Annotated in this window: 20 protein-coding genes and 1 tRNA gene; 10 read left to right on the top strand and 11 right to left on the bottom strand. The window is 71.4% G+C overall.

Going from position 1 to position 26,035, the window contains the following annotated elements:
- Positions 1-40: 40 nt before the first annotated feature.
- Positions 41-616 (bottom strand): hypothetical protein, encoded by a 576-nt coding sequence (locus AC08OT_RS07620; protein ID WP_476597509.1) that lies wholly within the window; start codon positions 614-616, stop codon positions 41-43.
- 122 nt (positions 617-738) lie between these two features.
- Here AC08OT_RS07620 and AC08OT_RS07615 point away from each other — a divergent pair, with 122 nt between their 5' ends.
- Positions 739-1,971, top strand: coding sequence for a recombinase family protein (locus AC08OT_RS07615; RefSeq protein ID WP_476594250.1), 1,233 nt, complete (start codon positions 739-741; stop codon positions 1,969-1,971).
- A 313-nt stretch (positions 1,972-2,284) separates the two neighbouring features.
- Here AC08OT_RS07615 and AC08OT_RS07610 read toward each other — a convergent pair.
- Positions 2,285-2,365 (bottom strand) — tRNA-Leu (locus AC08OT_RS07610).
- A gap of 366 nt (positions 2,366-2,731) precedes the next feature.
- Between AC08OT_RS07610 and AC08OT_RS07605 the strand changes: the two genes are divergently transcribed.
- Positions 2,732-3,250 (top strand): hypothetical protein, encoded by a 519-nt coding sequence (locus AC08OT_RS07605; protein ID WP_476596274.1) that lies wholly within the window; start codon positions 2,732-2,734, stop codon positions 3,248-3,250.
- An 83-nt stretch (positions 3,251-3,333) separates the two neighbouring features.
- Here AC08OT_RS07605 and bcp read toward each other — a convergent pair whose 3' ends face one another.
- From bcp to AC08OT_RS07585, 4 genes are all read right to left on the bottom strand, one after another.
- Complete coding sequence (gene bcp / locus AC08OT_RS07600) at positions 3,334-3,825, bottom strand: thioredoxin-dependent thiol peroxidase (protein WP_476594248.1); 492 nt, start codon at positions 3,823-3,825, stop codon at positions 3,334-3,336.
- Positions 3,826-3,954: 129 nt separating this feature from the next.
- Positions 3,955-4,770 (bottom strand): DsbA family protein, encoded by an 816-nt coding sequence (locus AC08OT_RS07595; RefSeq protein ID WP_476602677.1) that lies wholly within the window; start codon positions 4,768-4,770, stop codon positions 3,955-3,957.
- Positions 4,727-5,293: a DoxX family protein gene (locus AC08OT_RS07590; RefSeq protein ID WP_476594246.1), complete on the bottom strand. Its 567-nt coding sequence runs from the start codon at positions 5,291-5,293 to the stop codon at positions 4,727-4,729. Before AC08OT_RS07590 ends, AC08OT_RS07595 begins: the two co-directional genes overlap by 44 nt.
- A complete protein-coding gene (locus tag AC08OT_RS07585) occupies positions 5,290-6,063 on the bottom strand; it encodes an SCO family protein (RefSeq protein WP_476594245.1) in 774 nt (257 codons plus the stop codon). Before AC08OT_RS07585 ends, AC08OT_RS07590 begins: the two co-directional genes overlap by 4 nt.
- 429 nt (positions 6,064-6,492) lie before the next feature.
- Between AC08OT_RS07585 and AC08OT_RS07580 the strand changes: the two genes are divergently transcribed.
- Positions 6,493-6,924, top strand: coding sequence for a DUF3618 domain-containing protein (locus tag AC08OT_RS07580; protein WP_476602676.1), 432 nt, complete (start codon positions 6,493-6,495; stop codon positions 6,922-6,924).
- A 63-nt stretch (positions 6,925-6,987) separates the two neighbouring features.
- Here the strand turns inward: AC08OT_RS07580 and AC08OT_RS07575 are convergent, their stop codons facing one another.
- Positions 6,988-7,308 (bottom strand): lysylphosphatidylglycerol synthase domain-containing protein, encoded by a 321-nt coding sequence (locus tag AC08OT_RS07575; protein WP_476602675.1) that lies wholly within the window; start codon positions 7,306-7,308, stop codon positions 6,988-6,990.
- 224 nt (positions 7,309-7,532) lie between these two features.
- Here AC08OT_RS07575 and AC08OT_RS07570 point away from each other — a divergent pair, with 224 nt between their 5' ends.
- Positions 7,533-7,802 carry a hypothetical protein gene (locus AC08OT_RS07570; RefSeq protein WP_476602674.1) on the top strand — a complete coding sequence of 90 codons (270 nt, stop codon included), beginning with the start codon at positions 7,533-7,535 and terminating at the stop codon, positions 7,800-7,802.
- A 596-nt stretch (positions 7,803-8,398) separates the two neighbouring features.
- Here AC08OT_RS07570 and AC08OT_RS07565 read toward each other — a convergent pair.
- Positions 8,399-8,827, bottom strand: coding sequence for an ATP-binding protein (locus tag AC08OT_RS07565; protein WP_476594739.1), 429 nt, complete (start codon positions 8,825-8,827; stop codon positions 8,399-8,401).
- A 293-nt stretch (positions 8,828-9,120) separates the two neighbouring features.
- Positions 9,121-9,249: a hypothetical protein gene (locus AC08OT_RS07560; protein WP_462186757.1), complete on the bottom strand. Its 129-nt coding sequence runs from the start codon at positions 9,247-9,249 to the stop codon at positions 9,121-9,123.
- Positions 9,250-10,275: 1,026 nt separating this feature from the next.
- Between AC08OT_RS07560 and AC08OT_RS07555 the strand changes: the two genes are divergently transcribed.
- A complete protein-coding gene (locus AC08OT_RS07555) occupies positions 10,276-10,488 on the top strand; it encodes a hypothetical protein (RefSeq protein WP_476602673.1) in 213 nt (70 codons plus the stop codon).
- Between the two features lie 466 nt (positions 10,489-10,954).
- Here AC08OT_RS07555 and AC08OT_RS07550 read toward each other — a convergent pair whose 3' ends face one another.
- The gene (locus AC08OT_RS07550; protein ID WP_476594305.1) at positions 10,955-11,620 is read right to left on the bottom strand and encodes a hypothetical protein; all 666 of its coding nucleotides are present in this window, start codon (positions 11,618-11,620) and stop codon (positions 10,955-10,957) included.
- Positions 11,621-12,042: 422 nt separating this feature from the next.
- Here AC08OT_RS07550 and AC08OT_RS07545 point away from each other — a divergent pair, with 422 nt between their 5' ends.
- From AC08OT_RS07545 to AC08OT_RS07535, 3 genes are all read left to right on the top strand, one after another.
- Entirely contained in the window at positions 12,043-12,432 is a 390-nt protein-coding gene (locus tag AC08OT_RS07545) for a GroES family chaperonin (RefSeq protein ID WP_476594304.1), read from the top strand.
- Positions 12,433-12,865: 433 nt separating this feature from the next.
- Positions 12,866-13,165 (top strand): DUF4193 family protein, encoded by a 300-nt coding sequence (locus AC08OT_RS07540; RefSeq protein ID WP_011435374.1) that lies wholly within the window; start codon positions 12,866-12,868, stop codon positions 13,163-13,165.
- A 143-nt stretch (positions 13,166-13,308) separates the two neighbouring features.
- Positions 13,309-17,037: a winged helix-turn-helix domain-containing protein gene (locus AC08OT_RS07535; RefSeq protein WP_476602672.1), complete on the top strand. Its 3,729-nt coding sequence runs from the start codon at positions 13,309-13,311 to the stop codon at positions 17,035-17,037.
- Here the strand turns inward: AC08OT_RS07535 and AC08OT_RS07530 are convergent.
- Positions 17,029-17,430 (bottom strand): hypothetical protein, encoded by a 402-nt coding sequence (locus AC08OT_RS07530; RefSeq protein ID WP_476602671.1) that lies wholly within the window; start codon positions 17,428-17,430, stop codon positions 17,029-17,031. The two genes, AC08OT_RS07535 and AC08OT_RS07530, sit on opposite strands and share 9 nt — an antisense overlap.
- A gap of 749 nt (positions 17,431-18,179) precedes the next feature.
- Between AC08OT_RS07530 and AC08OT_RS07525 the strand changes: the two genes are divergently transcribed.
- Both AC08OT_RS07525 and AC08OT_RS07520 read left to right on the top strand, forming a co-directional pair.
- A complete protein-coding gene (locus AC08OT_RS07525; protein ID WP_476591719.1) occupies positions 18,180-19,244 on the top strand; it encodes a helix-turn-helix transcriptional regulator in 1,065 nt (354 codons plus the stop codon).
- 1,378 nt (positions 19,245-20,622) lie between these two features.
- Positions 20,623-26,035, top strand: a 5,413-nt coding sequence (locus tag AC08OT_RS07520) for a beta-ketoacyl synthase N-terminal-like domain-containing protein (protein ID WP_476602670.1), incomplete at its 3' end; no start/stop codon positions are given.

The raw sequence follows: 26,035 nt of genomic DNA, 5'->3' as shown, positions 1-26,035 counted from the left end.
GAGGCGGAGCCACACAGGAACATTTCTCAACACAGGTCCTTCAGACACGTTCACCAGGCTGTAGGTCATGAATGGTGCCATCTGATCCCCGGTTGTACGTGACAACGAAGATCTCCTGGTTGGAGCTGTAGTCCGCATACGGCAGCGTGGACGCGGTCTCCGGATAGACGCCTGCGGGTGGTCCCAGTCTGGCCACGACCTCGGCGTGGGTGTCGCTCCATTCCAGGCCGGCGGGCAGTTCACCTTGATAGACACCGGTGCCCGCTGTACCCGGACCGAAAAGCCTGACCTGGTGGATCCGGCCTGCGTCGGTGTTGAAAAGTATGGTCCCCGCCGCCCGGCACTGGCGCTGGAGCCCATAGATCTCGCAGCCGTTCCGGGTCGTGTAGTCGACGACGTTCGCGTCCCGCGTCGACCTGCCCAGCAGCTCGGTGTAATCTACCGCCGCGTCGGAGCCCGACAGCACGTTGGACACGGAACCGCAGCCGACGAGCGCGGCCCAGCCTAGGAGGATGACGAGCAGGCCGAAAGACCGCCCTACACCGCCCGGCGATGGATGTGCCAGCCGTGCGGGTGGGTGAGCCATCGTCCCCGTTTCGGCCCCGGCGAAGTCCATTCGCATCGTCCCCCAAGAGGATCATCCGGGGCCCGGACCCAACCAGCCGCACAGCCCCCCGTATTCCTTAATGCCCACGTCTGCCCTGGCGGCGTCAGCCCGCCGCCAGCCCACCTGGTCCGTTGCGGGTCGCCGTCTACCAGCGGCACCGGCCCGACGCCGCCGGGCCGGGTTCCCTCGACGCCCAACACGACCGGATCCGTGCGTTCCTCGACGCTCACCCCGGCTGGGAGATCGCCCTACGCTTCTCCGACGACATCTCCGGCGCCAGCACCGACCGCAAAGACCTCCACCGCGCCCTGGCCGCCGCCCGCAACGGGCTCATCGACGTCCTGCTCGTCTACCGGATCGACCGGCTCTCCCGCAACCTGCGTGACACCGTCCAACTGTTGGAAGAGCTCGACGAGGCAGAGGTCGTCTTCCGGTCGGCGACCGAGCCGTTCGACACCTCCACCCCGATGGGCCGCATGCTCCTGCAGATACTGGCCATGTTCGCCCAGTTCGAACGCGACACCATCATCGACCGCGTCGTCGCCGGGATGGAACGCAAAGCCCGCGAAGGTCGCTGGATGAGCACCCAAGCCCCCTACGGTTACCACGTCGACAAGCCCACCTGGACCCTCATCCCTTACGAACCCGAAGCCGCGATCATCCGGGCGATCTTCGAGCTCTACACCCGCCGCCGGCTCGGCGCCCGCGCGATCGCGACCACCCTCAACGACCGTGGACACCGCACCCGCAGCGGTAACCAGTGGACCGGCCACCAGGTCCTGCGCTACCTCGACAACCGCGTCTACCTCGGCGAGTCATCCTTCCGCGACATCGTTGTCGGCGACACCCACCAGCCGATCATCGACCGGGACACCTTCGACGAAGCCCAGCGGCTGCTCACCGCCCGCAGCGAAGCCCACTCCCGCCGGGCCTCCAACGCCTCCGACTACCACCTCACCGGCCGCATGCGCTGCCCCCGCTGCGGCAAGACCATGCTCGGTACCCGCGCCACCGGCCGCACCCGCAAATACCGCTACTACCCCTACTTCACCCGCAACCGCTACGGCTCCGACCGCTGCGACGCCCCCCGACTCGACGCCGACGCCATCGACCACGCCGTCCTCGAAGCCCTCGCCGGCTTCTACCCCGAGCAGCACACCCTCATCGCCGACGCCGTCAAAACGGCCCAGCAGGCCCACCGCAACGCCCGCGGTGACCTCCGCGCCGAACTCGCCACCGTCGACACCGAACTCGCCCAGACCGACCGGGCGATCGACCGCTACCTCACCGCGTTCGAACGTGGCACCCTCGACGAAGAGACCATCGGGGAACGCCTCGCGAAACTCCGCGCCCAGCAGAAGTAGCTCCGCCACCGCCACAGCGAACTGACCGATCAGATCGCCCGCGAACCCGTCACACCCGCCCCGGCCGATCTCGACGCCATCGCCGTGAACACCACGATCGTCATCAAGACCGGCACCAACCAGCAACGCAAAGCACTCATCGAAGCACTCGTCGCTGAATTCAAGATCAGCGGAACCGACCGGCTCATACCCGTCTTCCGCATCCCACAACCCGACCCCGACGACGACCAGCCACTCACCCTGACCACCGTCGCAGCCCACCCACCAGCCACAACAGCCCCGAAGGGAACGGTTCGCGCAATGAATACCCGGGTGCGGGAGGGGGGACTTGAACCCCCACGCCCGAAGGCGGCAGATCCTAAGTCTGCTGCGTCTGCCATTCCGCCACTCCCGCGCGACCTCCAGAGTAGCGATCGCCTCACCTGGGGGGCGCCCCGCCTCCCGCCGGGTCACGCCCCGCATCCTCACCAGGACCGTGGACAGCCGTGGACAGCCTGGAGGCTGCCCCAGCCCGGCCACGAACCTTCGTATTGGGCCATTCACGGGGTTCACCGGTATCGGCCGGGTTTGGCGGACGCCAGGCCGGACAGATATCGGCAGTCCAGAGGGCTCACGCCGCCGGTCACCGAGGCTCGTCCCACGATCGTCGGGACGACAACCGTGAGAGGGCCGTTGTCGTCAGCCTGACTCGCACGGGCATCCGACCGGCGGCAGGGTTGTTTCGCGCCGGTTTGGCCAGGACGGCTGGGAGACGATTCATATGACCCTCACGGAGGTCCCGCGCTTCGCCCCCGCCGGCGTTCCGCCCCCCGCCGACGTTCCGCCCACCGGCGAGGCACCGGCACAGGTCGAGAGCCCGCCGACCAAGGTCAGGGCCGAGGCCAACGTCAGGGCCGAGGCCGAGGCCGGGAACGAGGCCCCACGGCTGGTCGGCCCCGGTCCCCGCCACGCCGCCCAGCGTGCCCTCCTCGAACGGAACCGGGCGTTGAAGCTCATCGACATCGGTCGGGCGACGACCGCGGCCGTCTGCGCGGTCCGTGACACGGGCCTGCGGGTGAACGGCCGGCCGGTCGCCGAGGTTCATCTGCTCATCGAACGCCCCGGCGCGTGGGGCAACGTGTACCCGGTGGTGCGCAGCACGGTCCTTCCCGACCCGGACATCGACCTGAGCGAGGCGGCGACGGCCTCGTCGGGCCGCCCGCGTCGTATCCCCGTGCTGGTCGATCCGCGCCGTCCGGAGAACGTGCTGCTGGGCTGGGATCTGCGACCGGCGAGCTGACGAAGCCGTCGACGAAGCGATCGACGAAGCGATCGACGAAGCCTGCGGGATGGGCCGGCCAGGCGCCTCAGGGACGGTCCCGGTCAGGCGGCGGCGAGGCCCAGGTCGCGCAGCAGCTTGGCGACATGACCGGTCGCGCGGACGTTGTACTGCGCCACCTCGATCGTGCCGTCCGTGCCGATCACGAACGTCGAGCGGATCACGCCGACGGTCTTCTTCCCGTACATTGTCTTCTCACCGAAGGCGCCGTACGCGGCGAGCACCTTCCGCTCCGGGTCGGAGAGCAGCGGAAACGTCAGGGCTTCCGCGTCGCGGAACTTCACCAGCTTGGCGGGCTTGTCGGGAGAGATCCCGAGCACGTCGATGCCGGCGTTGCCGAGCTGGGCGAGGCTGTCCCGGAAGTCGGAGGCCTGCTTCGTGCACCCCGGGGTCGACGCGGCCGGGTAGAAGTAGACGACGACCCGCCGTCCCCGGTAGGACGCCAGGGACACCTCGTTCCCCTCGGAGTCGGGCAGGGTGAAGTCGGGTGCGACGTCGCCGGGGACCAGACGGGCGGCGTTGGCAGTCTCAGTCATGGTCCGAAAAGTAGCCGTGGCCTGCGCAGGACGGCAAACCCTCCAGCGGACAGATCCCCAACGTGGCGAGATTCGGGGGACCAGGGCACGGTCTGTGCACCATGGACCGTGTCTTGGTCCCCCATCTGCTCAGGCTGCTGCGTCGACCGCCGCGCGGAAGCCCTCCGGGGTGAGCTGCTCCCCGGACAGCCGCTTGCCGTTGACGAAGACGGTCGGCGTGCCGGTGACGCCGGCCTTCGATGCGTCCTCGTCGACCTTGGCGACGTACCCGTCGTAGGTCCCCTCGTTGACCGCTTTCCGGTACGCCTGCGAGGTCAGCCCCGCTTTCGCCCCGAGCGTGATGAGCGTGTCGTTGGTGAAGCCGCCGGTGCGCTCCTCGGGCTGGTTCGCGTACAGCACATCGTGCAACTGCCGGAACCTGCCCTCGTTGGCGGCTGCCGCCGCCGCGTTCGCCGCCCGCTTCGACTCCGGCCCGATGAACGACATCATGTGATAATCAATCTTGATTTTTCCGTCGTCGAGGAGATTGTCGATAGTCGGCCCGGTTGTCTTCTCCAGTGTCCCGCAGATGGGGCACTGGAAATCCTCGTATATGTCGACGGTGACCGGCGCGGACGCCTTCCCGACGACGATGCCGTGATCGGTGCCGGTGGCGCTCGCCGGCAGGACCACCGGCTTCGACTCCTCGCGGGAGTTCTGGACGGCAAAGCCGATCGCGCCGACCAGGACGAGAACGGCCAGTACCACGCCGGTGATGATGCCGCGCTGCCGTCGCCGTTCCCGCGCTGCCGCCGCGGCCCGCGCCGCCGCGGCCTTGGCCCGTCGCTCCTGTCCGTTGGCCGCCTTGCCCCCACCTGCCGGGGGGGTCGCGTCGGGCCTCGCGGCGCCGCCGCCCGGGGCCCTACCGCCGGTCGTCAACGGTGTCTTCTTCGACTTCGAAGCCATCAGCGGTACTCCCGGAAAGATCGTTCACCGGTTGGTCGAGGAGGCGGTCCACCGCCAGATAGCCGCTCGGCCGCCAGGCCAGCAGCCCGGCGGCGGCGAGCAGCAGGCTGTCGCGGATCAGCTCGGAGGTGTAGTGCGTCGGGGCATCGGCAGCGAGATCACCCCCGGAGGAGAAGCAGCCGCAGTCGATCCGCAGCCCCCGGGCGGCGGCCGACGCGATCGCTGCGATGTAGACGGCGAACATCACCGCGGACACGACGGCGGACAGCCGCACGGCGAGCCCCACGACGAGCAGTATCCCCAGGGCGATCTCCAGGAACGGGACGCCGTACGCGATCGGCTGCACGAGGGCATCGGGCAGGATGCGGAACGCCCGCACGGAGCGCACCATCCCGTCCGGGTCGTTGACCTTCAACAGCCCGGCGACCAGCCAGACCACGCCGAGGCCGAGGCGCAACACCGTGGAGACGGCGCGACTGGCCGGCTGCATGGGGGTGACAAGGCTGTAGGTGATCGGATTCAAGTCCGTGCTTCTTCTGATCCGGACCGCTCGGCGGTCAGCTTGGGCAGGTCGTCGATGTAGTCCTGGACGCTGGTCCCCGCCAGGTACAGCGCGCGGATCCTGTCATCCCGAGAGAAGACGATGACCTGGGCGCCATGGGTGACCAGAACGGAGCCGTCGGTCTGGACCTCCGGTTTCTCCAGGGGAACGCCCAGGGCCTCGGCCTCGGTACGGATCCGGTCGAACGGACCGCGGGCGCCGATGAAGGTTGCGTTGAACTGCTTAAGCCAACGACTGAGGACCACCTCCGTATCCCGATCAGGGTCGGTCGTCACGAAGACGATCGTCACCTGGTCACGCACGTCCGGTTTCACCTCGCCGAGTGCCGACGCGATGTCAGCCATCGTGGTCGGGCAGACGTCCGGACAGTGGGTGTAGCCGAAGAACAGCATGGTGATCTTTCCCTGCGTGCGTGCGCGCAGGTCGAGGGGACGGCCGTCGGTGTCGGTGAGGTTGAGGGCCGGCTTGGCCAGCCTCCTGGCCGGGACGGTGCCGTGCAGGCCGCCGTTGTCGCCTCCGTTCCCCGTATCAACGATCTTCACTCCGGTGTCGGTTCCCGAGCCGGCGCAGGCGGTGAGCAGCGCCATCGAGGAGGCGACCAGGACCGTGGCAATGGTTCCGGCCAGTGCCGGACGGCGCCGCGGGGAGCGCGACGGGGGGAACTGCCCGGGCGGGGAACCGGCGCCGTGACGGGAACCCGTGTCGTGACGAGGATGGTGGACCAGGGACATGACGCTCCAGGACAGGGCCGGGCAGGACGGACCGGGGCCACGGAAAACGTGTCCGTCTGACCGCAGCAGGTGCTAACGGTGGGAGTCGCCCGGGCGATGCCCACCCGGGCCAGACTACCGCTGGCCCTCGAGCACAGCGTTCAGCGTAATGTCCCGCCGGACGGATTTCGGTGGGCGGTCGCTTCCGCCCGCGGCGCCATCTGCGCGGTACGGAGACCGGGATCGGACGGGGCGAGACGTCGTGCGTCGGTGCGCCCGCGTGACGTGTCGCGCCACTGGCCGTTTGGTCTCGCCGGGCGGTGATGTGTCTGGCACGATCGTTGCAGGCCGGTCGCACCCGACGGAGATGTCCGTGGCGTCCATCGACGCCGATTGACGCCAGCCGCGGGAGCGCGTCCGCCATTCGCAACGGACGAGAGGGCGACATCGGTGCCGCAGGACCCGGCCGTGATCCAGCAACAGATCGAAGAGACCCGCGCCGAACTGGCGGAGACGATCGATTCCATCGCGGAGATCGTCAGCCCGCGCCGCGTCGCCGAGCGGGCCCAGGTGCAGTTGCGGGCGAAGACCGCCGAACTGCGCCACAGGTACGGTCCGGTCCTCGGGATCGGCCCGGGGCCCGCGCTTCCCGAACTGGGAGCCGGCGTCGGAGCCGATGGTCTGGCCCGGCGGGGGGATGCGGGCACGCTGACCGGGGGTGCCCTGGACGGCAGGGCGGTGCCCGGACCCTCCGGCGGCGCCACTGTGGTTCGGGTGGTGCGCTGGGAGCGGGTCGTTCTCGTCGGTGGAGGTGTGCTGCTCCTGGTGGGTGGGATCCGCCGTCGCCGTCGCCGTCGCCGCCGGTCGTCCTGGCGCGGGTGAGCGGCCACCCCGCCCGCCTGGGCCGCTCCCGGGCCGCGGTCGCGCCGACCCCCTGCCCCCCGCCTACAGGTCGCCGGTGCGGCGCAGCCAGGCCAGCATGGGGATCCCCGGCAGCACCGGCAGCCAGAAGCTGATCAGGCGGTAGACGAGGACCGCGGTGAACATGGACGCCGCTGTACCACCCGCGGCCGCGAGCCCGAAGGCGAGTGCCGGTTCGATCGCGCCGATGCCGCCGGCTGTCGGCGCCGCGCCGGCTACCATCGAGCCGATGAGGTAGACCCCGGCAACGGACATCAACGTCATGCTGGTGCCGAATGCCCAGACCGTGCAGGCGAGCGCGAGGATCTGGAAGAAGCGTGTCCCTATTTGGGACAGCAGCAGCACCAGAGTCCGGCACGGGGAACGGGCGAGGATCTTCAGACGGGGAACGGGCGAGGATCTTCAGATGAGTGTCGAAGGCCCGCACTGCCGGCCGGGCCTTCGACCGGATCCGCGGATGGGCCACGGTGCCCGTCACGAGCGCGCAGACCGCCCCACAGCCGAGCACGAACGGCCCCGGCCCGAGCCCCTGGACAGTGGACCGCAGCGGGTTAGCCAGGGCCGCGCCGATGCCCGAGTCGCTGAGGGTGCCGGCGACCAGGACGATGCCCCCGAGGTGCGCCACCCCGCCGGCCACCTTGATTGACGTGATGGCCGCCAAGGCCGCGGGATGCGTCATCCCGCGCCGTTCCAGGAAACGCAGATGGACCACGATGGCCCCGAGACCCGCGGGCACGATCCGGTTCGCCGCCGCCGCCGCGACCTGCAGGCCGGTCGCGGTGCGTAGCTCGAGCCGCAGGCCGCTGGCCGCCCGCGTGGACAGGCCGTTGGCGAAGTAGAATAGGACCGAGGAGAGCGCGCAGATGACGAGCCAGTGCCAGCGGGGCGCGGGAACGCCGGCCAGCCGTGAGGCCATGTCGCCGCGGAAGCGCACGGCCAGGATGGTGAGGGGAACGGCGAGCATACCGGCGAGCAGGACGTTGCGTCGCCGGGACCGGGCCGATCGGACCGGCCCGAGACGGAGCGCGAGCGGCTCGGCGAAGACGTGGGCGTCACCGGCCGGGGAGGCGGCGAGCTCGACCCTCGGTGCCGTTGCAGAGGTCGGTGCCGTTGCAGCCACGTCGTCGGAGTTGCCGCCCGGGTGGGCACCAGAGCGTCGTAGTAGCTGCCGGGTCAACACCGCCGGTGGTGGAAGCGGGGGCGCGGGCGCGGCGCTCTCGGCGCTGTCAGCGCCGAGCAGGACCGGAGTCTCGATGACTACCCCCGTAGGATCGACAGGTGCGATCACGGTCGTGATGCAGAGGAGACGTACGTCACGGTACGCGGCTCGACGGTATGCGGCTTGGCTGAACAGCAGCTGAAGCATCCTTATTGCTAACCTAGCCACCGGAAGTCGCGCGACGACGCTTCGGGAGGAATCGGTCGGCGGCCCTGGTCAGGAGCCGCAAACCGCCTCGATCGGATCCTGTTGGCGTGGCAGGTCGAACCAGACCTGCTTGCCTGACCCCCGGGTGTCCGGCATCTCGACGACACCCCACTGCATCGCCAGCGCGGCGACCAGATGCATGCCCCGGCCCGACTCGTCGTCATCGTGGGCGGGTTTCAGCACCGGCCACAGCGAGCTTCCGTCGTCGACCGCGATGCGGATCCGGTCGTCGCGCAGGGACAGCGTGAGGCACAGGACGGCGCGGGCACCGACGAAGCGCACCGCGTTCGTCACGACCTCACTGACGAGCAGCTGCGCGACCTCGACGGTCTCCGGGCGGCCCCAAGCGGCGAGCAGCTCGGTGACCAGCCGGCGGGCTCGGCTGGCGGCACGGGGATCGGCGGGCAGGTCGAAGCGTGCGCTGAGAGCTTCGGCCACGCCTCACCTTCCGTGGGGTCGTCAGGCACGGTCATCATCCCGGTGCGGGGGTCTGCCGCGTCGCGTTACTGCCACCATGACCGCCTCCCCAAACCTGACCCTCTGTGGTCGTCGAGCCAGGCAACGGCCACGCGATGCATCTGGATACCGCGACCGGGACGTCCGGGCGACGCGACGCGCCGAGGACGGCGTCGGCGTTTCCCCGGCCGGGCGTCGGGCCGGGGAGCCGCGCCGGGGCGGGTCGGCCTCCCCCGCTGGGACGGCCGAGCGGGTGACCGCGTCGGGGGATGGCGTCAGATGACGTCGATGCCGTCCAGCACCGACTCGCGGCGAGCCATCCAGGCCCGCGTGACCTCGTCGACCGCGGTCTGGTCGATGCGGGCCGCCGCCGCCGATAGGTTGCCGCGGGGAGGCGGCACCATGTCCGCATCCGCATCCGCTCGTGCGGCCGTTCGCGGCATGGCAGCCCGACCGGGGTGCGACGAGTTCGGCGGGTCGATCCCGGGTTGCGCGTACCGGCGACCGGAGCCGTGCGGTACACCACCGGTTCCGTCCGGGGCGCGCCCGTCGGGCGGGGTCGGGTTCCGATCGGAGGTCGGCCCGGGATGGTCGGGACGGCCGATGGGCCGTGGGCCGGGCCGGTCCCTCGTCGGTTGCCCACCCGGTTCCACGCGTCGCTCCGGTGCTCGGGGACGGTCTACCCAGGCTCTCGCCCTGTTCCCCGCGGGGCGTCCCGGGGACTCGGCCGGGCCCGGCTGCCCGCGGTCGGGCTGCCCGCGATGCATAGATCCCGGCTGCATAGATCCCGACCGGATGGATTCCGGCGGCGTCGGCCCCGGCTGGGGTGATGGCCGGCCCTGGTGGCGTCCGGGCCCCGGCACCGCGTGACCGGGGTCTGACGGGCCGCCCGGCCCGGTTCCGGTTCCGGTCATCGGGCGCGGCGTCTCGACCCTGGCCGTGGCCATCTCGACCGGACCGGAGATCGAGGGAGCGGGCCGGGACGACGGCACGACGACATCGCCCCGGGCCACCGATGGGTTTACGGCCGGCGGGTAGCTGTCCGCGGTGGACCGGTCCCGGTCCCGGTCCGTGGGGTACCCGCCCGTCGGATACCGGTCCGAGGAGTATCCGTTCGGAGCATGTTGCCGCCCGCCGGGCAGTCGTGGCCGGGCACCGGTTGGCCGCGGAGCACCCCGCTGGGCGGGGTGGGCGTCCGGGGGCGGGTAGCCCGAACGGTCGGAGTGTCCCCCGGACGGCGGGTGGTCGGAGTCTGCCGGGGACCCCATGGACAGGTGGGCAGCTGCCCCGGGCATCGGCTCGGGGAACTGTCCAGGAACTGGGGCAGGCGGCCTGACCGGTGACTGCGGTGGCGGCGGTGGCGGTGGCGCGGGCGGCCTGGCCGCGGGGCGCGCCGGAGGGAACATCCTGGCCTCGTCGCCGGTGGCGGGGTGCTCGCGGTGGGGTGGCCCGGGACGGGCTCCCCGCCCCTCGGGGGCCACCGGCCGGGGATCCGGGCCGGGGTGTTCCGCGCCGGGAGACGCGACCGGACCCGATCGGCCGGATGCCCGTCCGGCGACCGCTCGCCCGATGCCCGCGGCCTGCTCATCCTCCTCGTCGACCTCCTCGTCGACCGCCCGGCTGTCCGGTGCGGCGCCCGGTGACATGCCGGTGATCGCGATGATCGACGCGCAGGGCCAGAGACGGTCGCAGCTCAGACAGAGGTCGAACTCATTCGGCTGATGAAAGTCGATGAGGGTGATCAGCGAGTGAATATGCTCGACGATCTTCGGGCCGACCAGGACCGGCCCACGGGCGATGACGTCGAGCTCGGAGCGCAGTCGCCCGTGATACTGCTCGACGTCAGCAAGGCGCGAATCCTCCATCACCGGCAGCATGCACCATAGCGGGCCAGCGGGCACGAAGGGTGTAGCCCGTTCGGGTTCACCGTCACTGCTGACTCACGTTCCGCTTCTGACCCGCGGTGCCAGATGCCGCCGATGGTTCCCTCTCCCTTACGTGCGGTGAGGATGGGAAGCGGGTTCGCCGGGACGGGCCGCATGGTCATGCCGAGCCGGAGTCCGAGTCGGAGTCCGGACGGCGTGGCCGCGTGGAGGCGCTAATCGCAGATCAGGACCGATCCGGCCGGACCTCGTCCGTGCGGCGGACCTGCCGCATCAGACCCTCTTGAAGCCTGGCGAACTCCTCGATGTAGGGACTTTCGACCTGCCCGGAGGCACCTCCGGGCTCCTTGCCTGGCGCGGACCGGTCAAACGGCTCGAAACCCGCGAACTGCCCGCCCGCACCCGGCGGCATGCGGTCGGGCTGGCCGTCGAACGCGGGGTAGTGCCCACCCCCCGCCGCCTGGAGGCCCCGCTCGGCGGATCCGTCGTACCCGGGTCCGTAGGAGGACGGCAGGCCGTTGCTGCTCTGCGGGACCGCACGGTCCGCGGCGTTGTCGAACGCCGGGTAGTGGGCACCGTTGGCCGAGGCTGTGCGGTCGGTGGAACCGTCGTAGGCGAACCCCGAGCCGTTGGGGCTGCCGGACCCGGGGCTGACCGAGAGCGGGGCGCTGCGCATGCTGTCGCCGGATGCATCCGACTGCTCCGTGGAGAGGAACCCCTCGGAGACCGGGTAGATGCGGGCCGACAGGCTGACCGACATCGGGTCACTGCCGTAGGTGATGACGTCAACCTGGTCCTCCGCGCTGATGCCGCCGCTGCGGGCGAGATCGACGAAGCGGAACAGATCGGCCCAGCGTAGCCCATCGAGGTCGACGCTGATGCGCAATGCCATGATCGTGCCCCATCCCTGAGGTTCGTTACGTGCCGACGGTTACCTGGGCGCCAACGGACGATCGAGGGGTGACCGGCTCGCCCCCCGTCAGCGCCAGCCCGGGCGGCGATGGGCGGCAGCTTATACCGCGTTGGGAGACCATTCCCCATCCGGGGAGGTTCGGCTGGCTCTGCTCCGATAAGGCGAAGTGGGGGTATCGCGTTCTCCGTCGCGTCCCGTCACCCGAGGGCATTCCCCGGCGGAACGTTGGCGGGGAATCAGGACGGCCGGGCGGGCCCTCCGGTGGGGAGGTGTGGGGTGTATGGATGCCGGCCGGGAGGCGTGGGAAGTCCCGGCCGGCGGACGTGGTCGGTCGATCGGGCGGTCGTGAAATGCCGCCTGGGGTGTCACCGGTGATTGGAAGGCGGGTAGTGTCCGACCCTGTGAACATTGTGTCCGGCGGTGTCAACGGGGTCGGCGCGGCTGGGGTGGGCACGCAATCGGGTGTCATGCAGTCCGGCGCGCTGCCAATCAGGCTCCTGCACGACCGCGTGCTGGTCGAGCCGCGTGAGGATTCCGTGGACCGGCGGTCGAAGGCGGGCATCGTCATCCCCCCGACCGCGCATATGGGGAAGCGCCTGTCCTGGGCGGACGTCGTCGCGGTGGGGACGGCCGTGCGGACCATCCAGGTTGGCGATCGGGTGTTGTTCGACCCCGAGGACCGGGCCGAGGTGGAGCTGCGCTCGACCACCTACGTTCTGTTGCGGGAGCGGGACGTGCACGCCGTCGCGGCGGAGCGGTTGGACGATGGCCTGACAGGTCTGTATCTCTAGATCCGGCTGGTCGGCCCCCAGGCTTGCGTGGCCCTTTCCGACCATCCGATGACGGCGCGGCGTCCAGGTGGTGTACGGTGCCGCATCGATCGAGATGCGGGCGGTCCACCGGAGTCGTGATGTTTGATCATGGCTGTGGCGGGAGTGACACCGCGCCAGCCTGGTGCTGCCTGGCCTGACGCGGTTCCGCCCCCGTATCGTTCGCTCGGCTCTGGAGATCCGCGTTCCGGCCGGGACCCTTGGATGTGGTGGAGGCACCCGGAAATGCGGACACAGGGCATCGCGTCACCTCAATCCTTGGGGTCACTGCGTACTGTAACCAGCCGATGTCCTGAGGTGCCGTGTTCCATGGCTCCTCACGCTCGGCCAAACCCAAGACCGATGGGTTGGCATACCCATTGGGTGAACGATGGCAGGGAAAGGAAGGAGACGCATGGCTCGTGACTTCGACGCTCGGCGAAGCACGGATGTCGAGGAGGACGAGCTCCAGGAACAGAGCCTGGAGACGCTCAAGGCGCAGCGCGCCGGTGCGGCAGCGGACCTGGGGGACGACATGGACGCCCTCGAGGCCGAGCTGGACCTTCCGGATGCGGAGGTACGCGACGAGGAACTGTCGCTGCGGGTACTTCCCCGGCAGGCCGACGAGTTCACCTGCACCCGATGCTTCCTGGTGCAGCACCGCAGCCAGCTCGCGGACGTCCGTCACGTCGTCTGCTCGGACTGCGCGGCCTGAGGGCCGGGTCCCGGGCGGGGTGTCCCTCGACGGCGGGCGGTGCGGATCGGTTGCCCGGTTGCCCGGTCGCCCGAGTAGGCGTACCACTACCTAGCGCGAGCTTGTCGCTGGGGGTGGTGCGGATGCTCGACGAACAGTCACCGATGTCCGGTTCCGTCCGGACCCGTCCCGCCGTCTTTGAGGGTCGGCGGCCCCTCCGTCCGGAGGATGCCGCTCTCCGTCCCGGGGAGGAGGATCCCGCGGACGGTCCCGAAAGCCTGCCGCTGCTCCTGAACCGGTTCGTCCCCCCGCCGACCCCGCCGGGTCATGTCGATCGACCACGGCTGCTCGACGCACTCGACGCCGCTACCGCCCTGCCCCTCACGGTGGTGCGGGCCCCGGCCGGCTCGGGCAAGACGGTGCTGGTCGCGGCCTGGGCCGCGGGCCGGCGGGGGGAGACGCCGATCGTGTGGGTGCGGGTCGATCCGGCGGTCGTCCCCGGCCCGCGTGGCGGGGAGCCGGGCCTCCCACTGTGGCCGCAGCTGCTGCACGGGCTGGGACGACACGGTCTGCTCCCGGCCGGTGAGGGCCTTGGGAGCCGGTACGGTCCCGCGGCCGACGATCTTTGTGATCGGCGTTACCGATGGCTCGCCAACATCCTCGCCGACCTCCCGGCGTCCTTCATACTGATCCTCGACGACGTGCATCTGATCACCCGGCGTTCGGACCTCGACGGCCTCGAACTGCTGATCGACGCGGCCGCGGACCGGGCCCGGATCATTCTGGTGGGCCGGACGGTGCCCGTGGCGCTGCACCGGCTGCGGGCTGCCGGGTGGGTCACCGAGATCGGCCCGACGGATCTCGCCTTCACCCGGGCGGAGGCCGCCGCCCTCCTGGGCCGGCAGGAGATCACGGCGTCGCCCGCGACGGTGAGCGGTCTCGTGCACGTCACCGAGGGCTGGGCGGCCGGGCTGCGGCTGGCGGCCGGGGCGCTCGCCGCACGGGAGCGACGACCACTGCCGGGGGCGGATGGGCGGTGGGAAGCGGCCGTCGCATCCCCGTCCGGTGGCCTCGGTGACACGGCTGGTTTGTCCGGCGCCGTGGCCGGCCATCCCGCGATCGCCGATTTCCTGCAGGCCGAGGTGATAGCCGGTAAGCCGCCGCCGGTACGCCGCTTCCTCCTGCGGACCAGTGTCCTGGAGCGCATGACCGGGCCGCTGGCGGACGCCGTCGCGGCCGAGCGGATGGATGCGGGCGCCCTGGCGGCGGATACCGGCTCGCGTGCCGCGCCGCCGCCGGACGCCGACGCCGCGAGCATGGCGATGGGCCCGCCCGGCGAGTGCGGCCCCGGGGACACGCCGGCACCCACGGTAGGTGCGCGGGTGAGCGGGAAGGAAGTTCTGGCGGCACTCGCGCGCGCCGACGGCTTCGTGGTTGAGCTCGACCACGACGGCGGATGGTTCCGCTTTCACCGGCTGCTTGCCGCGGTGCTGCGTTCCGCGTTGGCCGCGGACGGCGACGAGGACACCGATGAGCTCCACTTGCGAGCCGCGATCTGGTTCGCCGCGCACCGTCGGACGACGGATGCGGTACATCACGCCGCGCATGCCGGGGACTGGTGGTACGCGGCCTGCCTGCTCGTCGATGGGCCCGAGATGGTGGACGCCCTGCACGGCGGCGCCGCGGGGTTCGGCTCGATCATGACGGCGATGCCGGACTCCCCGGCCTTGTGGTCGCCGGAGTGCGCACTGGTCGCCGCCGTGGGCCGGCTGGGCCAGGGACAGGTGGGGGCGGCCACCAGATGCCTGCAGGTGGCCCGGGGGAGCATCGCCGCGGCGGTCGTGTCCCGTCGTCGCGCGCTCGTGGTCCGAGCCGATCTTGTCGACCTGCGCCGGGCGGAGCTCGCCGGGGCGTGCGAGGAGATGCTGAGTATCACCCGCCGGTTGCTACGGTCCCCGGGCAGGCCGGGCGCCGTGCCACAGCCGGTTGATCCGGCGGTTGCCGGCGTGACGGGGCGGGCGGAGGCCGCGGGGAAGGTCCGGCCACGACCGCCCGTCGGCGTGCGGCCGCCGGGAGATCCCCGGTTCCTGCCTGCTGGTCCTGCCGGCCCTGCTGGTCCTGCCGGTCCCATCGGGGCCATCGGGGGCGCCGAAGGTCCCGGACTGGAGCCGTCCGGTGTTCGACATGATCACGTTGGGGAAGGCGCGGCCCGCCCCGGCTCCGTCGTCGGTGGGGCCCAGCCGGACCGCCCGGCCGGGATCGTCGCGCGATCGACCAGCGGTGGCGGGGGCGTGGGTGGTCCCGACGGGATCGTGGCGGCTGTGGCTTGGTGTGCGCGCGGGCGGGCGGAGCTTTGGCTCGGCCGTCCCGACCTGGCGCTGGAGGCGTTGCGGGAGGCGATGGCGGCGGCCCGGGATGGCGGTCTGCGGACGGTCGAGGCATCGGCGTCCGGGGCGATGGCTCTCGCCTACGTGCTGCGAGGTCGATTGCGGCAGGCCGAGTCCAGCGCGGCAGTGGCGGTCGCCACCGCCGCTGTGATCACTGCCAGCCCGGTCGATCCCACGGCCGTCCCCGCATCCTCGGATGGTTTGACCGACATGCCGGCCGGCCTGGTCGAGGCGCATCTCGCCCATGCGATGGTGGCGGCCGCCCGGGTCGACGACGTGCGCGTCACGCACCATCTCGACCTCGCGCGGATGGCCTTCACCCCGGCGCATCCTCCATACCTGCTCGATCTGATCGTCGTGCTGGAGGCGAGGGCACGATGCCGGCGTGGGGAGGCGGACGATGTGCGGGCTGCCCGCCGTCTCCTGGCGTCGCGAGGACGGCCGGCCGGACCGCCGCTGTGCCTGTCGCTGTGGCGCGCCGCCGAGACCGACCTGCTGATCGCCGTCGGGAACGCCCAGGCTGCCCGGCAGCTGCTGGGACAGCTGGCCGACACCCGCCGGCCGGACCATGCTCTCGCGCTCGCGGCGGCCCGGGCGAACCTCGCGTGCGCTGATCTAGAGGGAGCGGAGCACGCGGTGGCGGCTCTGCTGCGGGCGGATAGCGGCGGAGGCGGTTCGGTGGTGTCGGCATGTGTGGTGGCAGCGGTGGCGGCCGCGCGGCGTGACGACCACGGGCGTGCCACCGACCTGCTGGCGCGTGCCCTCGCGCTCGCCGAGGACGAGGGACTCGCTGGCCCGTTTCTCGAATTCGGCGGCGAACCATTGGCGATCTTGGATGCCCATCCCGGTCTCTCCGCCGCACATCCGTTCTTCGTGTCGACTCTGCGGGCCCTGGCCACGATGGCGTCCGCCGCCGCGGTGAATCCGCGGACGCCGACCGACGGCGGACCGGTCATGGCCGTCTCCGGGGCGGGGGTGCCGCCCCTGGGGGTGCCGCCCGTGGGGGTGGCCGGCCTGGGGGCGCCAAGCGGGGGGATGCCGAGCGGAGAGGTGGCGGTGCCCGCTCCCGCGTGGCCGGCCACCCCACGTCAACCCGTCATGAGTGGGCGAAAGGCACGTCCGGCCCTTATGACCCCCGCGGCGCGCTCGGCGCCGCCTAACTGTGACCGTCAGGGGGCCGACGTCCCGCGCGGCCCTTGCTCCGGTCCGGCGGGCCACGGCCTTGGGGTGGGAACGAGTCCGATCTCTCTAGGGCAGCCAGAGGCGCGCGAGCGCTCACCCGGTTCCATGGACGGGCGGGGACCCGGGGCGGGTGACCGGCTCAGCGACCGGGAACTCGCGGTCCTCAGCTATCTGCCGACGATGTTGACGACCGCCGAGATCGCCGCGGAGCTTTTCGTCTCCGTGAACACGGTGAAGACGCACCTGAAGAGCATCTACCGCAAGCTCGACGTGCCACGGCGTCGCGATGCTGTACATCGTGCGCGCGAATTGCGTCTATTGTAAATAGTCATACCCGGGACCCGTGTGACCGGGACCCGTGTGACCGGGACCCGTGTAGCCGGCATCGAGGTAGCCGGCATCCGTCTGGATCGTGTCGGACCCGGGCTGCGGTGGGCCGTACCGGTATGTGCCGAGCGCCGCCGTTCGTTCGAGGTACCGCCCGATCGGGCCGGGACCAGGCCCGATCGGTGTCCGCCCCGGTCCGCGGGTACGCGCGGTGGCCCGTGCCGGTGCCGGCAGGAAGGCATGGAGCAGGCAGATCATCGATGTCACGATCCCCATGATGATCAGGATCAGGCCCAGAATCTGGAGATCCACTCCGGTGGTGCGCCAGGTGAGCGCGTAGCGCAGGATGGCACCCATCACGACCAGGAAGACCGACCGCCCCAAGGTCATCGCCTTCGTACCTCTACCTCTTTCCTGCCGTGGCTTTGGTCTCCCGCCGTGGCTTCGACCGGGGGCTTCGGCCGGTCGATGATCGGCGCATGGCCACATCGCGGGCCCCGGCCGCGCTCGATGGTGTCCGCGCTCGATGTGTCGTCGTCGTGGAGCGGCACCATGGGATGGGTGGTCCGTGCAGGGAGCGGGGAACTCCATCCCTCCGGGGCAGGCCGCGGGCCGCTGGCGAAACTGTGCGCTGCCGTTGTGGATACCCTGCGTGACCAATGTTCATGCTGTCGATGTTGGTCGGGATCCGAGGCTCACCCGTGCCGGAGGACGTTTTCCGGCTTCTTTCGCGACCGCGATCGAAGCCGGGGGAGCCAATCTCGTACTTGTGAGGTAGCCCCGACGGGCGGTGCCAGTGGGAGGGAAAAATCACCTCGAGCCACTGCCGGGGGCTGCCGGACGGCGTCATCCCAAACGTTTACGTGCGTTAAGGTCGCGTTTTCCCCGGCTGCGCCGAAGGTACGGGGTGAGTGTGATCAGGGGGCGTGGGTGACCGCTGGCGTAGCGAGGGAGATGGGCCCTACGCTTGCCGAACCTGTCCAACTTCGCCGGAAATCAACCTGGCGGCATCGTCCCTAGCGGACGAGGCCTGGCGTCGGTTCTGAGTTCTGATCCCCCTGGAGGCACGTGTGACCGACCGAGTTTCCCGCCCGCATGATGTTATCGGTGAGGACGCACTACATCGGCCACGAATTGGCGTGACCGTCGACACATCCGCCGAGGCCGCTGCGGCGGGCCGGGTCGCGAGGCGTGTCTCCGCGAGCTCACCCGCACCGCTGACCCCGCCGCACCGCTCGCCGACCACCCGGCATTCCGCCGCCACCGGCGCCGGTGCGGGGCGACCGCTTCACCAGCGCTCCGTCCCACCGGGGAGCGGTGTGCCGATGGGCCACGGCGAGGTGCCGAGCGGCAGCGGCCGTGCGGTCCCGGCTGGCGGCCCGCCCGTCCGGTCCGCTCCGGTGGCGCGTGCCGCGCCGATGCCGCGGGACCTGGCTCTCGGCGCGGCCGAGTTGCGCGGCATCCTGCGCGTGGTGGAGGACTGCGAGCGGGCGTCGTCGCTGGCATCCTTCCGCGAGCTCGCCCTGGACGGCATGGCCCGGCATCTCGGTTACCGGCATTCCGCCTTCTTCCTGGGCTCCTCGCTCGAGACCGCCTTCCAGGACGCCCGGCCCACCGGTCGCGGGCTGGCGCTTCGACTCGCAGGCCCCTACCTGGAGCGTTACCGGGAGCTGGAGGCCCTCAGCAATCCGGACAGCCTGCGTTCGGTCCGCGAGCGAGGGCTCGCCACCCTTGACGATCTCGGCATCCCGGAACGCCCGGAGGTGCGGATGCGCCTGGAGCGGTTTCTGCGGGCACACGGCATCCACGCGAAGCTGCTCATCCGCCTGTTCGGTCCGTCGAACGTGGGCGCCGTGGTGTCCCTGTTGGATTCTCGGCCGGGCGCGTTCGGACCGCGGGACCGCGCCGTCGGGGCGGTTCTCGGTCGGCACCTCGGTAACCTTCTGCGGTTCTACATCCGGGCGGACCCGGGTCCGTCGGTCGCGGGCAAGCTGTCGGCGCGCGAGCGCGACGTCGTCCGTCTCGTCGCCGAAGGCCGTTCCAACCGCCAGGTCGCCGAGGCGTTGTGCATCAGCATCGACACGGTAAAGCACCATCTCACCCATGCGCTCGTGGCGACGGGGTGCACGAACCGGACCCAGCTGGCGATCGCGTGGCAGCGGGAGACGAGCGCGTTCGCGGCCCCCGGCAACCCGCGGCCCTGAAACTGTGACGTCATGAGGTCATGAGGTCATGAGGCTGCTGCCGTGGATGTTCGATCCGCGGGATCCGCGGGATCCGCGGCGGTGTCGATGATCTACGACCTCGATCCGAGCCGCGAACCCCGGTGCGCGACCGCGCGGGGCGCGGTCGCCGGCACCTGATCCTCCGATGGCGGCAATCATGATCGACCTCTCCGTCGGGGCCGCCGGCATTTCGGCGCGAAGGGATAGAGGCGAGAGGCCGGTCCCGATGATCGAACAGTGGCGGGAACGGACACGCTGCGTGTCCGTTCCTGGTGCCGACGGTCGCGTGTCGATGATCCCACTCGAGTAACAAAGCCGGTCCGTGGTAATCGATCTGGCCTCGCCTGACCGGTCCCGACGGTCATGTCCTGCGCGCCCCGCGACGACTGTCGCTTATTGTAGCTGAAATGTTGCCATTGGCATCCCTATTGAGGTCGTTTCCGGAAAGTTGATCGGATAAGCTTGCGATCGATGGCGCGCTGTGACTAGGTTGGCCGATGTCCCTTCTGGTCCGCATGGGGTCTGAAGGAGTCAGTCCCCGCCCGTCAGCGCCTGACCCGGCTGGCGGCGACCACGATCGATTTTCAGGACGGTGCCCGCCCGTGGTTCCATACCTCCCGGGGCATCGTCCTCGCATCCGATTTCTCCAGGCCCTGCGCATGCGGGCGTGTGTTGCCGGGAAGTAGCCACATCTGTTCATCGCCGCATTGGGTGATCGATACCGAAGAGAAACCGCTGCGACCGGCGACCGGGATAGCGACCTGCGTGATACTCATTCGTAACCTCCATCGATGGCCGCGGCGATTGATGACGTCGCCCGGTGCACACCCCTGCAGGCTCTGTGTAATTCCGATCCGCGACATCCTCATCGATGTCCGGCGGTGGGCGAGCGGGCGACCGGATGCCGTCCGGACCTGGTCACGGCGACCGCGCCAGTGGTCCGACGGGCCCACGATCAACGCTGTGGTCCGGCGCCACGCAATGATCCCAACCGGGCCGGCTAGTATTCCGCGCACGTTGGCAATCCCGTGTCGGCTAACCGGATGCGGCTTCCCGGATGTCTGCCGTCCCGGCGGCACTGACCAGGAGGTCTGGATGATGCGGGCGGTCTTGTCGTCCGGAACAAGTCGATCATGCTGGTTCGGTGGGTGAGTTCTGTGGCCTCGATGTGCCGCCGCGGCGATCGGGCGGCAGCGGACGCGCCGTCGGCCCCGGGTCTGCCGGCTGTCCGCCTGCCCTTGAGATACCCGCTCACGCGGACCAGCGATTACCCGCCTATCCGGACCAGCACAGCCCCCTCAGCCTCTGCCCCCTCAGCGCCCTGCCCCAGGCGGGGACCGGTCGGGAGGACCAGCCGATGACCACTGCACCCAGCGCGTCACCCGTGGCCTCGCCGGCCAATCCCGCCGACCGCGATCCGCTCGACGCCCGCGAGCTGGTCGTGGTGATCACGCCGTTCGCTGAACCGTCCGCGCCCCTGGTCGCCGCGGTGCAGCGGGCCGGAGGGCTCGGGGTGCTGGACCTCGGGTTGCTGGCCGGACCGGCACGTGACGCGCTGCGGGACGCCGAGCGGTGGGCGCCGGGCCGGTTCGGGGTGCGGGTCGCTCCCGGCTGCCCCCTCGATCCCGACGAGCTGCCCGCGAGCGTCGGGACCGTCGTACTAGTCGTCCGGTCCGGTCCGGATCCCCGATCCGGCCCCGTCGCGTGGGCGGACGCCGGGCCGGGTCCGGGGAGCCGCTGGGACATCGGCGCGCTGACGAGCCGGTTGCAGGCGAGCGGGCCGCGTGGAGAGGCGCGGCGCCGGGTCTGGGCGGAGGTCACCTCGGTCGCGCAGGCGTGCGACGCGGTGGCGGCGGGGGCCGAGGGGCTGATCGCGCGAGGCAACGAGTCCGGGGGGCCCGTAGGCGACCTCACCACCTTCACCCTCCTGCAACATCTGCTCGCGCAGGCGTTCGTCACCACCGAGGGCGCGCCGCTGCCCGTGTTCGCCGCTGGCGGGATCGGTCCGGCCACCGCGGCGGCCGCGGTGGCCGGCGGCGCGGCCGGTGTGGCCCTGGACTCCCAGCTCGCCCTGGTGCGTGAGATGGAGCTGCCGGCACAGGTCGCGGCGGCGGTCCGCGCGATGGACGGTAGCGAGACCACCCTCCTCGCCGGCTACCGGGTGTACACCCGTCCCGATCTTCCTGTCGCCGCTATGGCGGGCGCCGCTATGGCGGGCGACGCCACGGCGATCCCGTGCCGGCTGGGTGCGCGTGATCTGCGTAACCAGTTCCTCCCGGTCGGCCAGGACGGAGCGTTCGCCGCCGATCTCGCCGACCGCCACGTGACCGCGGGCGGTGTCGTACGGGCCGTGCGCCAGGGCATCCGCGAGGGCATCGCCGCCGCCACCCGTACCCGTCCCCTCGCCCCCGGTGCGCCCTTCGCCGCTGCCCGCGGCCTGCGCCACCCGGTCGCGCAGGGACCGATGACGCGGGTCAGCGACCGGGCGGCGTTCGCCCGTGCCGTCGCCGATGAGGGCGGGCTGCCCTTCCTCGCCCTGGCGCTGATGAGCGGCGAGGACAGCCGCGCCCTGCTGGAGGAGACCGCGGACCTGCTCGGGGACGCGCCCTGGGGAGTCGGGGTCCTCGGGTTCGCCCCGGCACCGCTGCGGGCCGCCCAACTCGCCGCTGTGCATGACGTGCGTCCTCCCTGCGCGATCGTCGCCGGAGGTCGCCCGGCACAGGCGGCCCCGCTGGAGGCCGCCGGCATTGACACGTTCCTGCACGTCCCGTCCCCGGGGCTGCTGAACCGCTTCCTGGCCGACGGCGCGCGCAAGTTCGTCTTCGAGGGGCGTGAGTGCGGCGGGCACGTCGGGCCGCGGGCGAGCTTCCCGCTGTGGGAGGCGCAGATCGCCGGCCTGCTGGAGTTCGGCGCGACCGATCAGGCCGGTCCGGACTTCTTCGCGGGCCTGCATCTGCTGTTCGCCGGGGGCGTGCACGACGCCCGTTCCGCTGCGATGGTCGCCGCGGCGGCCGGGCCGCTCGCAGAGCGGGGCGCGAGCGTTGGCGTGCTGATGGGCACCGCGTACCTGTTCACCGCCGAGGCCGTCGCGTCCGGGGCGATCCTGCCGGGTTTCCAGCAGGCCGCTCTCGACTGTAAGCGCACCGTGCTGCTCGAGACCTCTCCCGGTCACGCCACCCGGTGCGTGGAGTCCGCGTACGTCCACACCTTTCTGGGCCGTCGCCGTGAGCTGATCGCCGCCGGCCACTCCCGCCAGCAGATGTGGGAGGAGCTCGAGGCGCTCAACCTCGGCCGGCTGCGGGTCGCGAGTAAGGGCCTGCGCCGTGAGGGCAGCGAGGTCGTCACGGTCGATCCCGCGGCCCAGGCCCGGGAGGGCATGTACATGATCGGGCAGGTCGCCGCCCTGCGTTCGCGGCGGACGAGCATCGCCGAGCTGCATGACGAGGTCACCGCGCAGGCCACGGCCGGGCTCGCCGCCCGGGCCGCCGAGCTGCGGTCCGCCGACCGGATCGCGGCGCCCGACCGTCCGGGCGCCCGGCCGCTCGACATCGCGATCGTCGGGATGTCCGCGATCTTCCCGGATGCCCCGGACCTGGCCAGCTTCTGGGCGAACATCGTCGCCGGCAACGACGCTATCCGCGAGGTCCCGGCCGATCGCTGGGACGCCGAGGTCTACTACCACCCGGACGCGGTGCTCAGGGACGCCGGCCGCAGGACTCCGTCGAGATGGGGCGGTTTCCTCCCGCAGGTGCCGTTCGACGCGCTGGCCTACGGCATCCCGCCGAAGTCGCTGCGCAGCATCGAGACCAGCCAGCTCCTCGCGCTGGAGGTCGCCGCCCGCGCGCTGCGCGGCGCCGGGTACGACATGGGCCAGAAGGACGTGGGCCAGAAGACCGTCGGCGAGGGCCGGGCGTTCGACCGCTCCCGCACATCGGTGGTCTTCGGCACGGAGGCCGGGACGGATCTCTCCGGTGCCTACAGCTTCCGCTCCCTGTGGCCGGCGCTGCTCGGGGACCTGCCGGCCGAGCTGGAGGAGTTCCTGCCGGAGCTGGACGAGGACTCGTTCCCGGGCATGCTCGGGAACGTCATCGCCGGCCGGGTCGCCAACCGGCTGGATCTCGGCGGGGTGAACTTCACCGTGGACGCGGCCTGCGCGTCGTCGCTCGCCGCCCTTGACGCCGCCTGCAAGGAGCTCGTCGCGGGCACCTCGGACATGGTGCTGTGCGGCGGCGTGGACACTCACGCGGGCGCCCACGACTTCCTGCTGTTTTCCTCTGTCCATGCGCTGTCTCCGGGCGGGCGGTGCCGCAGCTTCGACGCGGGCGCCGACGGCACCAGCCTTGGCGAGGGGGTGGCTGTCATCGTGCTCAAGCGGCTCGCGGACGCCGAACGGGACGGCGACCGGATCCACGCCGTCATCCGGGCCGTCGCCGGTTCCTCCGACGGGCGGGCCCTGGGGCTGACCGCGCCGCGCAAGGCCGGCCAGGTGCTCTCCCTGGAACGGGCCTACGGGCGGGCGGGGATCTCGCCCAGCGAGATCGGTCTGCTGGAGGCGCACGCGACCGGAACGGTCGTGGGGGACCGCACCGAGCTCGCCACCCTCACCGAGGTCTTCACCAACCACGGTGCGACACCGGGCCAGTGCGCGGTGGGTTCGGTGAAGTCGCAGATCGGGCACACGAAGTGCGCGGCGGGCCTGGCCGGTCTGATCAAGATGGCCAAGGCCGTCGAGACCGGGGTGCGGCCGCCGACCCTGCACATCGACACGCCGAACACCTATTGGGACGCCGAGACCAGCCCGTTCTACTTCGACGGCGTCGCCAAGCCGTGGGTCGCCCCGGCCGAGCGGCGCCACGCCGGCGTGTCGGCCTTCGGATTCGGCGGCACCAACTTCCACGTCGTACTGTCCGCCTATGACGGCGGACCCGAGCCCGCCCACGGCCTCGACCGCTGGCCCGCGGAGTTGTTCGTCGTCCGCGGCACCGACCGGGCGGCGGCCACCCGGGCGCTGAACCGGCTGGCCGGGCTGATCGCCGCGAACGACGCGGCCGGACGGCCGTTCCGCCTGCGTGACCTCGCCTCCACCGTCTGCGCGGAACGCGGCGGCCCGGTCCAGCTCGCGTTCGTCGCCGACGACCTCGACGCGCTGCCCGCCGCCATCGACCAGGCGCGCACGTTCGCGTCGAACCCTCGGGCGGGCCTGTTCGCTCGGGACCAGGACGCGGATCCGGGTGCCACCGCGTTCCTCTTCCCCGGCCAGGGCAGTCAGCGGCCCGGCATGCTCGCCGACCTGTTCATCGCCTTCCCACGGCTGCGGTCCGTGCTGGACCTCGCTCCCCGGTGGGCAGACACGATGTTCCCGCCGGCGGCCTTCTCCCGGGAGCAGAAGGCCGCCCAGGCAGCCGCGATTACTGACACCCGCGCGGCCCAGCCGACGCTGGGGCTCGCCGGGCTTGCCGTTCACGACCTGCTGACCAGTCTCGGGGTGCGCCCGGACCACGTTGCCGGGCACTCCTACGGCGAACTGGTCGCGCTGTGCGCCGCCGGGGTACTGGACCGGCGGGACCTCATCGGCCTGAGCGAGGCCCGTGCCGCGGCGATCCTGGCGGCCGCTGGCGACGACCCGGGCACGATGGCGGCGGTCTCCGCGTCGGTCGAGCAGGTCCGCGCCGCGCTCGACGGGGCCGGTGCGGGTGGGGAGGCCGGACCGGGCCGGGTCGTCGTGGCCAACCACAACGCCCCGCGGCAGAGCGTGATCTCCGGGCCGACGGACGCCGTTGCCGCCGCCGTGGCGGCTCTCGGCCGGGCCGGCATCAGCGCCAAGCCGATCCCGGTCGCGTGCGCCTTCCACAGCCCGGTGGTGGCGGGAGCGGCGACGGCGCTGGCCGCCCGGCTCGATGAGGTCGAGGTCGAGGCGCCGACCCTGCCGGTCTGGTCCAACACGACCGCCGGGCCCTACCCCGGCAGCCCGGACGAGGTGCGGGCGATGCTCGCCGGCCAGGTGGCGGCGCCGGTCAGGTTCGTCGAGCAGATCGAGGCGATGTACGCCGCGGGGGTGCGGACCTTCGTCGAGGCCGGGCCCGGCCGCGTCCTGGCGCAGCTCGTCGGCAGGATTCTGGCCGGTCGACCGCACCGGGTGGTGGCCACCGACGTCGCCGGCGAGCCGGGGCTGCGCCGGTTGCTGCTGGCCCTCGCCGAGCTCGCCGCCGTCGGCGTCGAGCTCGACCCCTCCGCCGCGCTGTTTACCGGCCGTGACGCCCGGGTGGTCAGCGCGACGGACCTGCCGCGCCGTCCCGGCTGGCTCATCGATGGGGCCTACGTGCGCACGCCCGACGGCCGGTTCCTTCCCGGTGGGCTGCGGCCGCCGACCCGGCTGACGGCGCGGACGACTTCACCCGGGGTCGCCTCCGTGCCCGAGATCGTCGGCGTGCCCGAGATCGTCGGCGTGCGCGGGTTCGTCGAGGACACCGTGACGCCGCCCCTCCCGTTCGACCGCACCGGCGTGACCGACCACAGCGAGACGACCGACGACCCGGCGGCGGGGCCCGCCGGACTGGCCGAACTTGGAGGTGACGGATCGGTGGACGCCGTGGTGCTGGAGTTCCTGCGGACCACCCGGGAACTGGTCGCGGCGCAACGTGACGTCGTACTGGGCTACTTGGGCATCGACCCGACTGGCCTGGCCCGGCCGGGCCAGCTTCCCGAGGGGCGGCCGGCGGACTTCGTGCCGCCGCGGCCCCGGGCCGTGTCGGACGACGTGCCGGACGTGG

The organism is Frankia sp. CgJB1 (genome assembly GCF_977947065.1).
The sequence above is the reverse complement of the archived record's forward strand: the minus strand, read 5'-3'. Positions and strand labels throughout refer to the sequence as shown.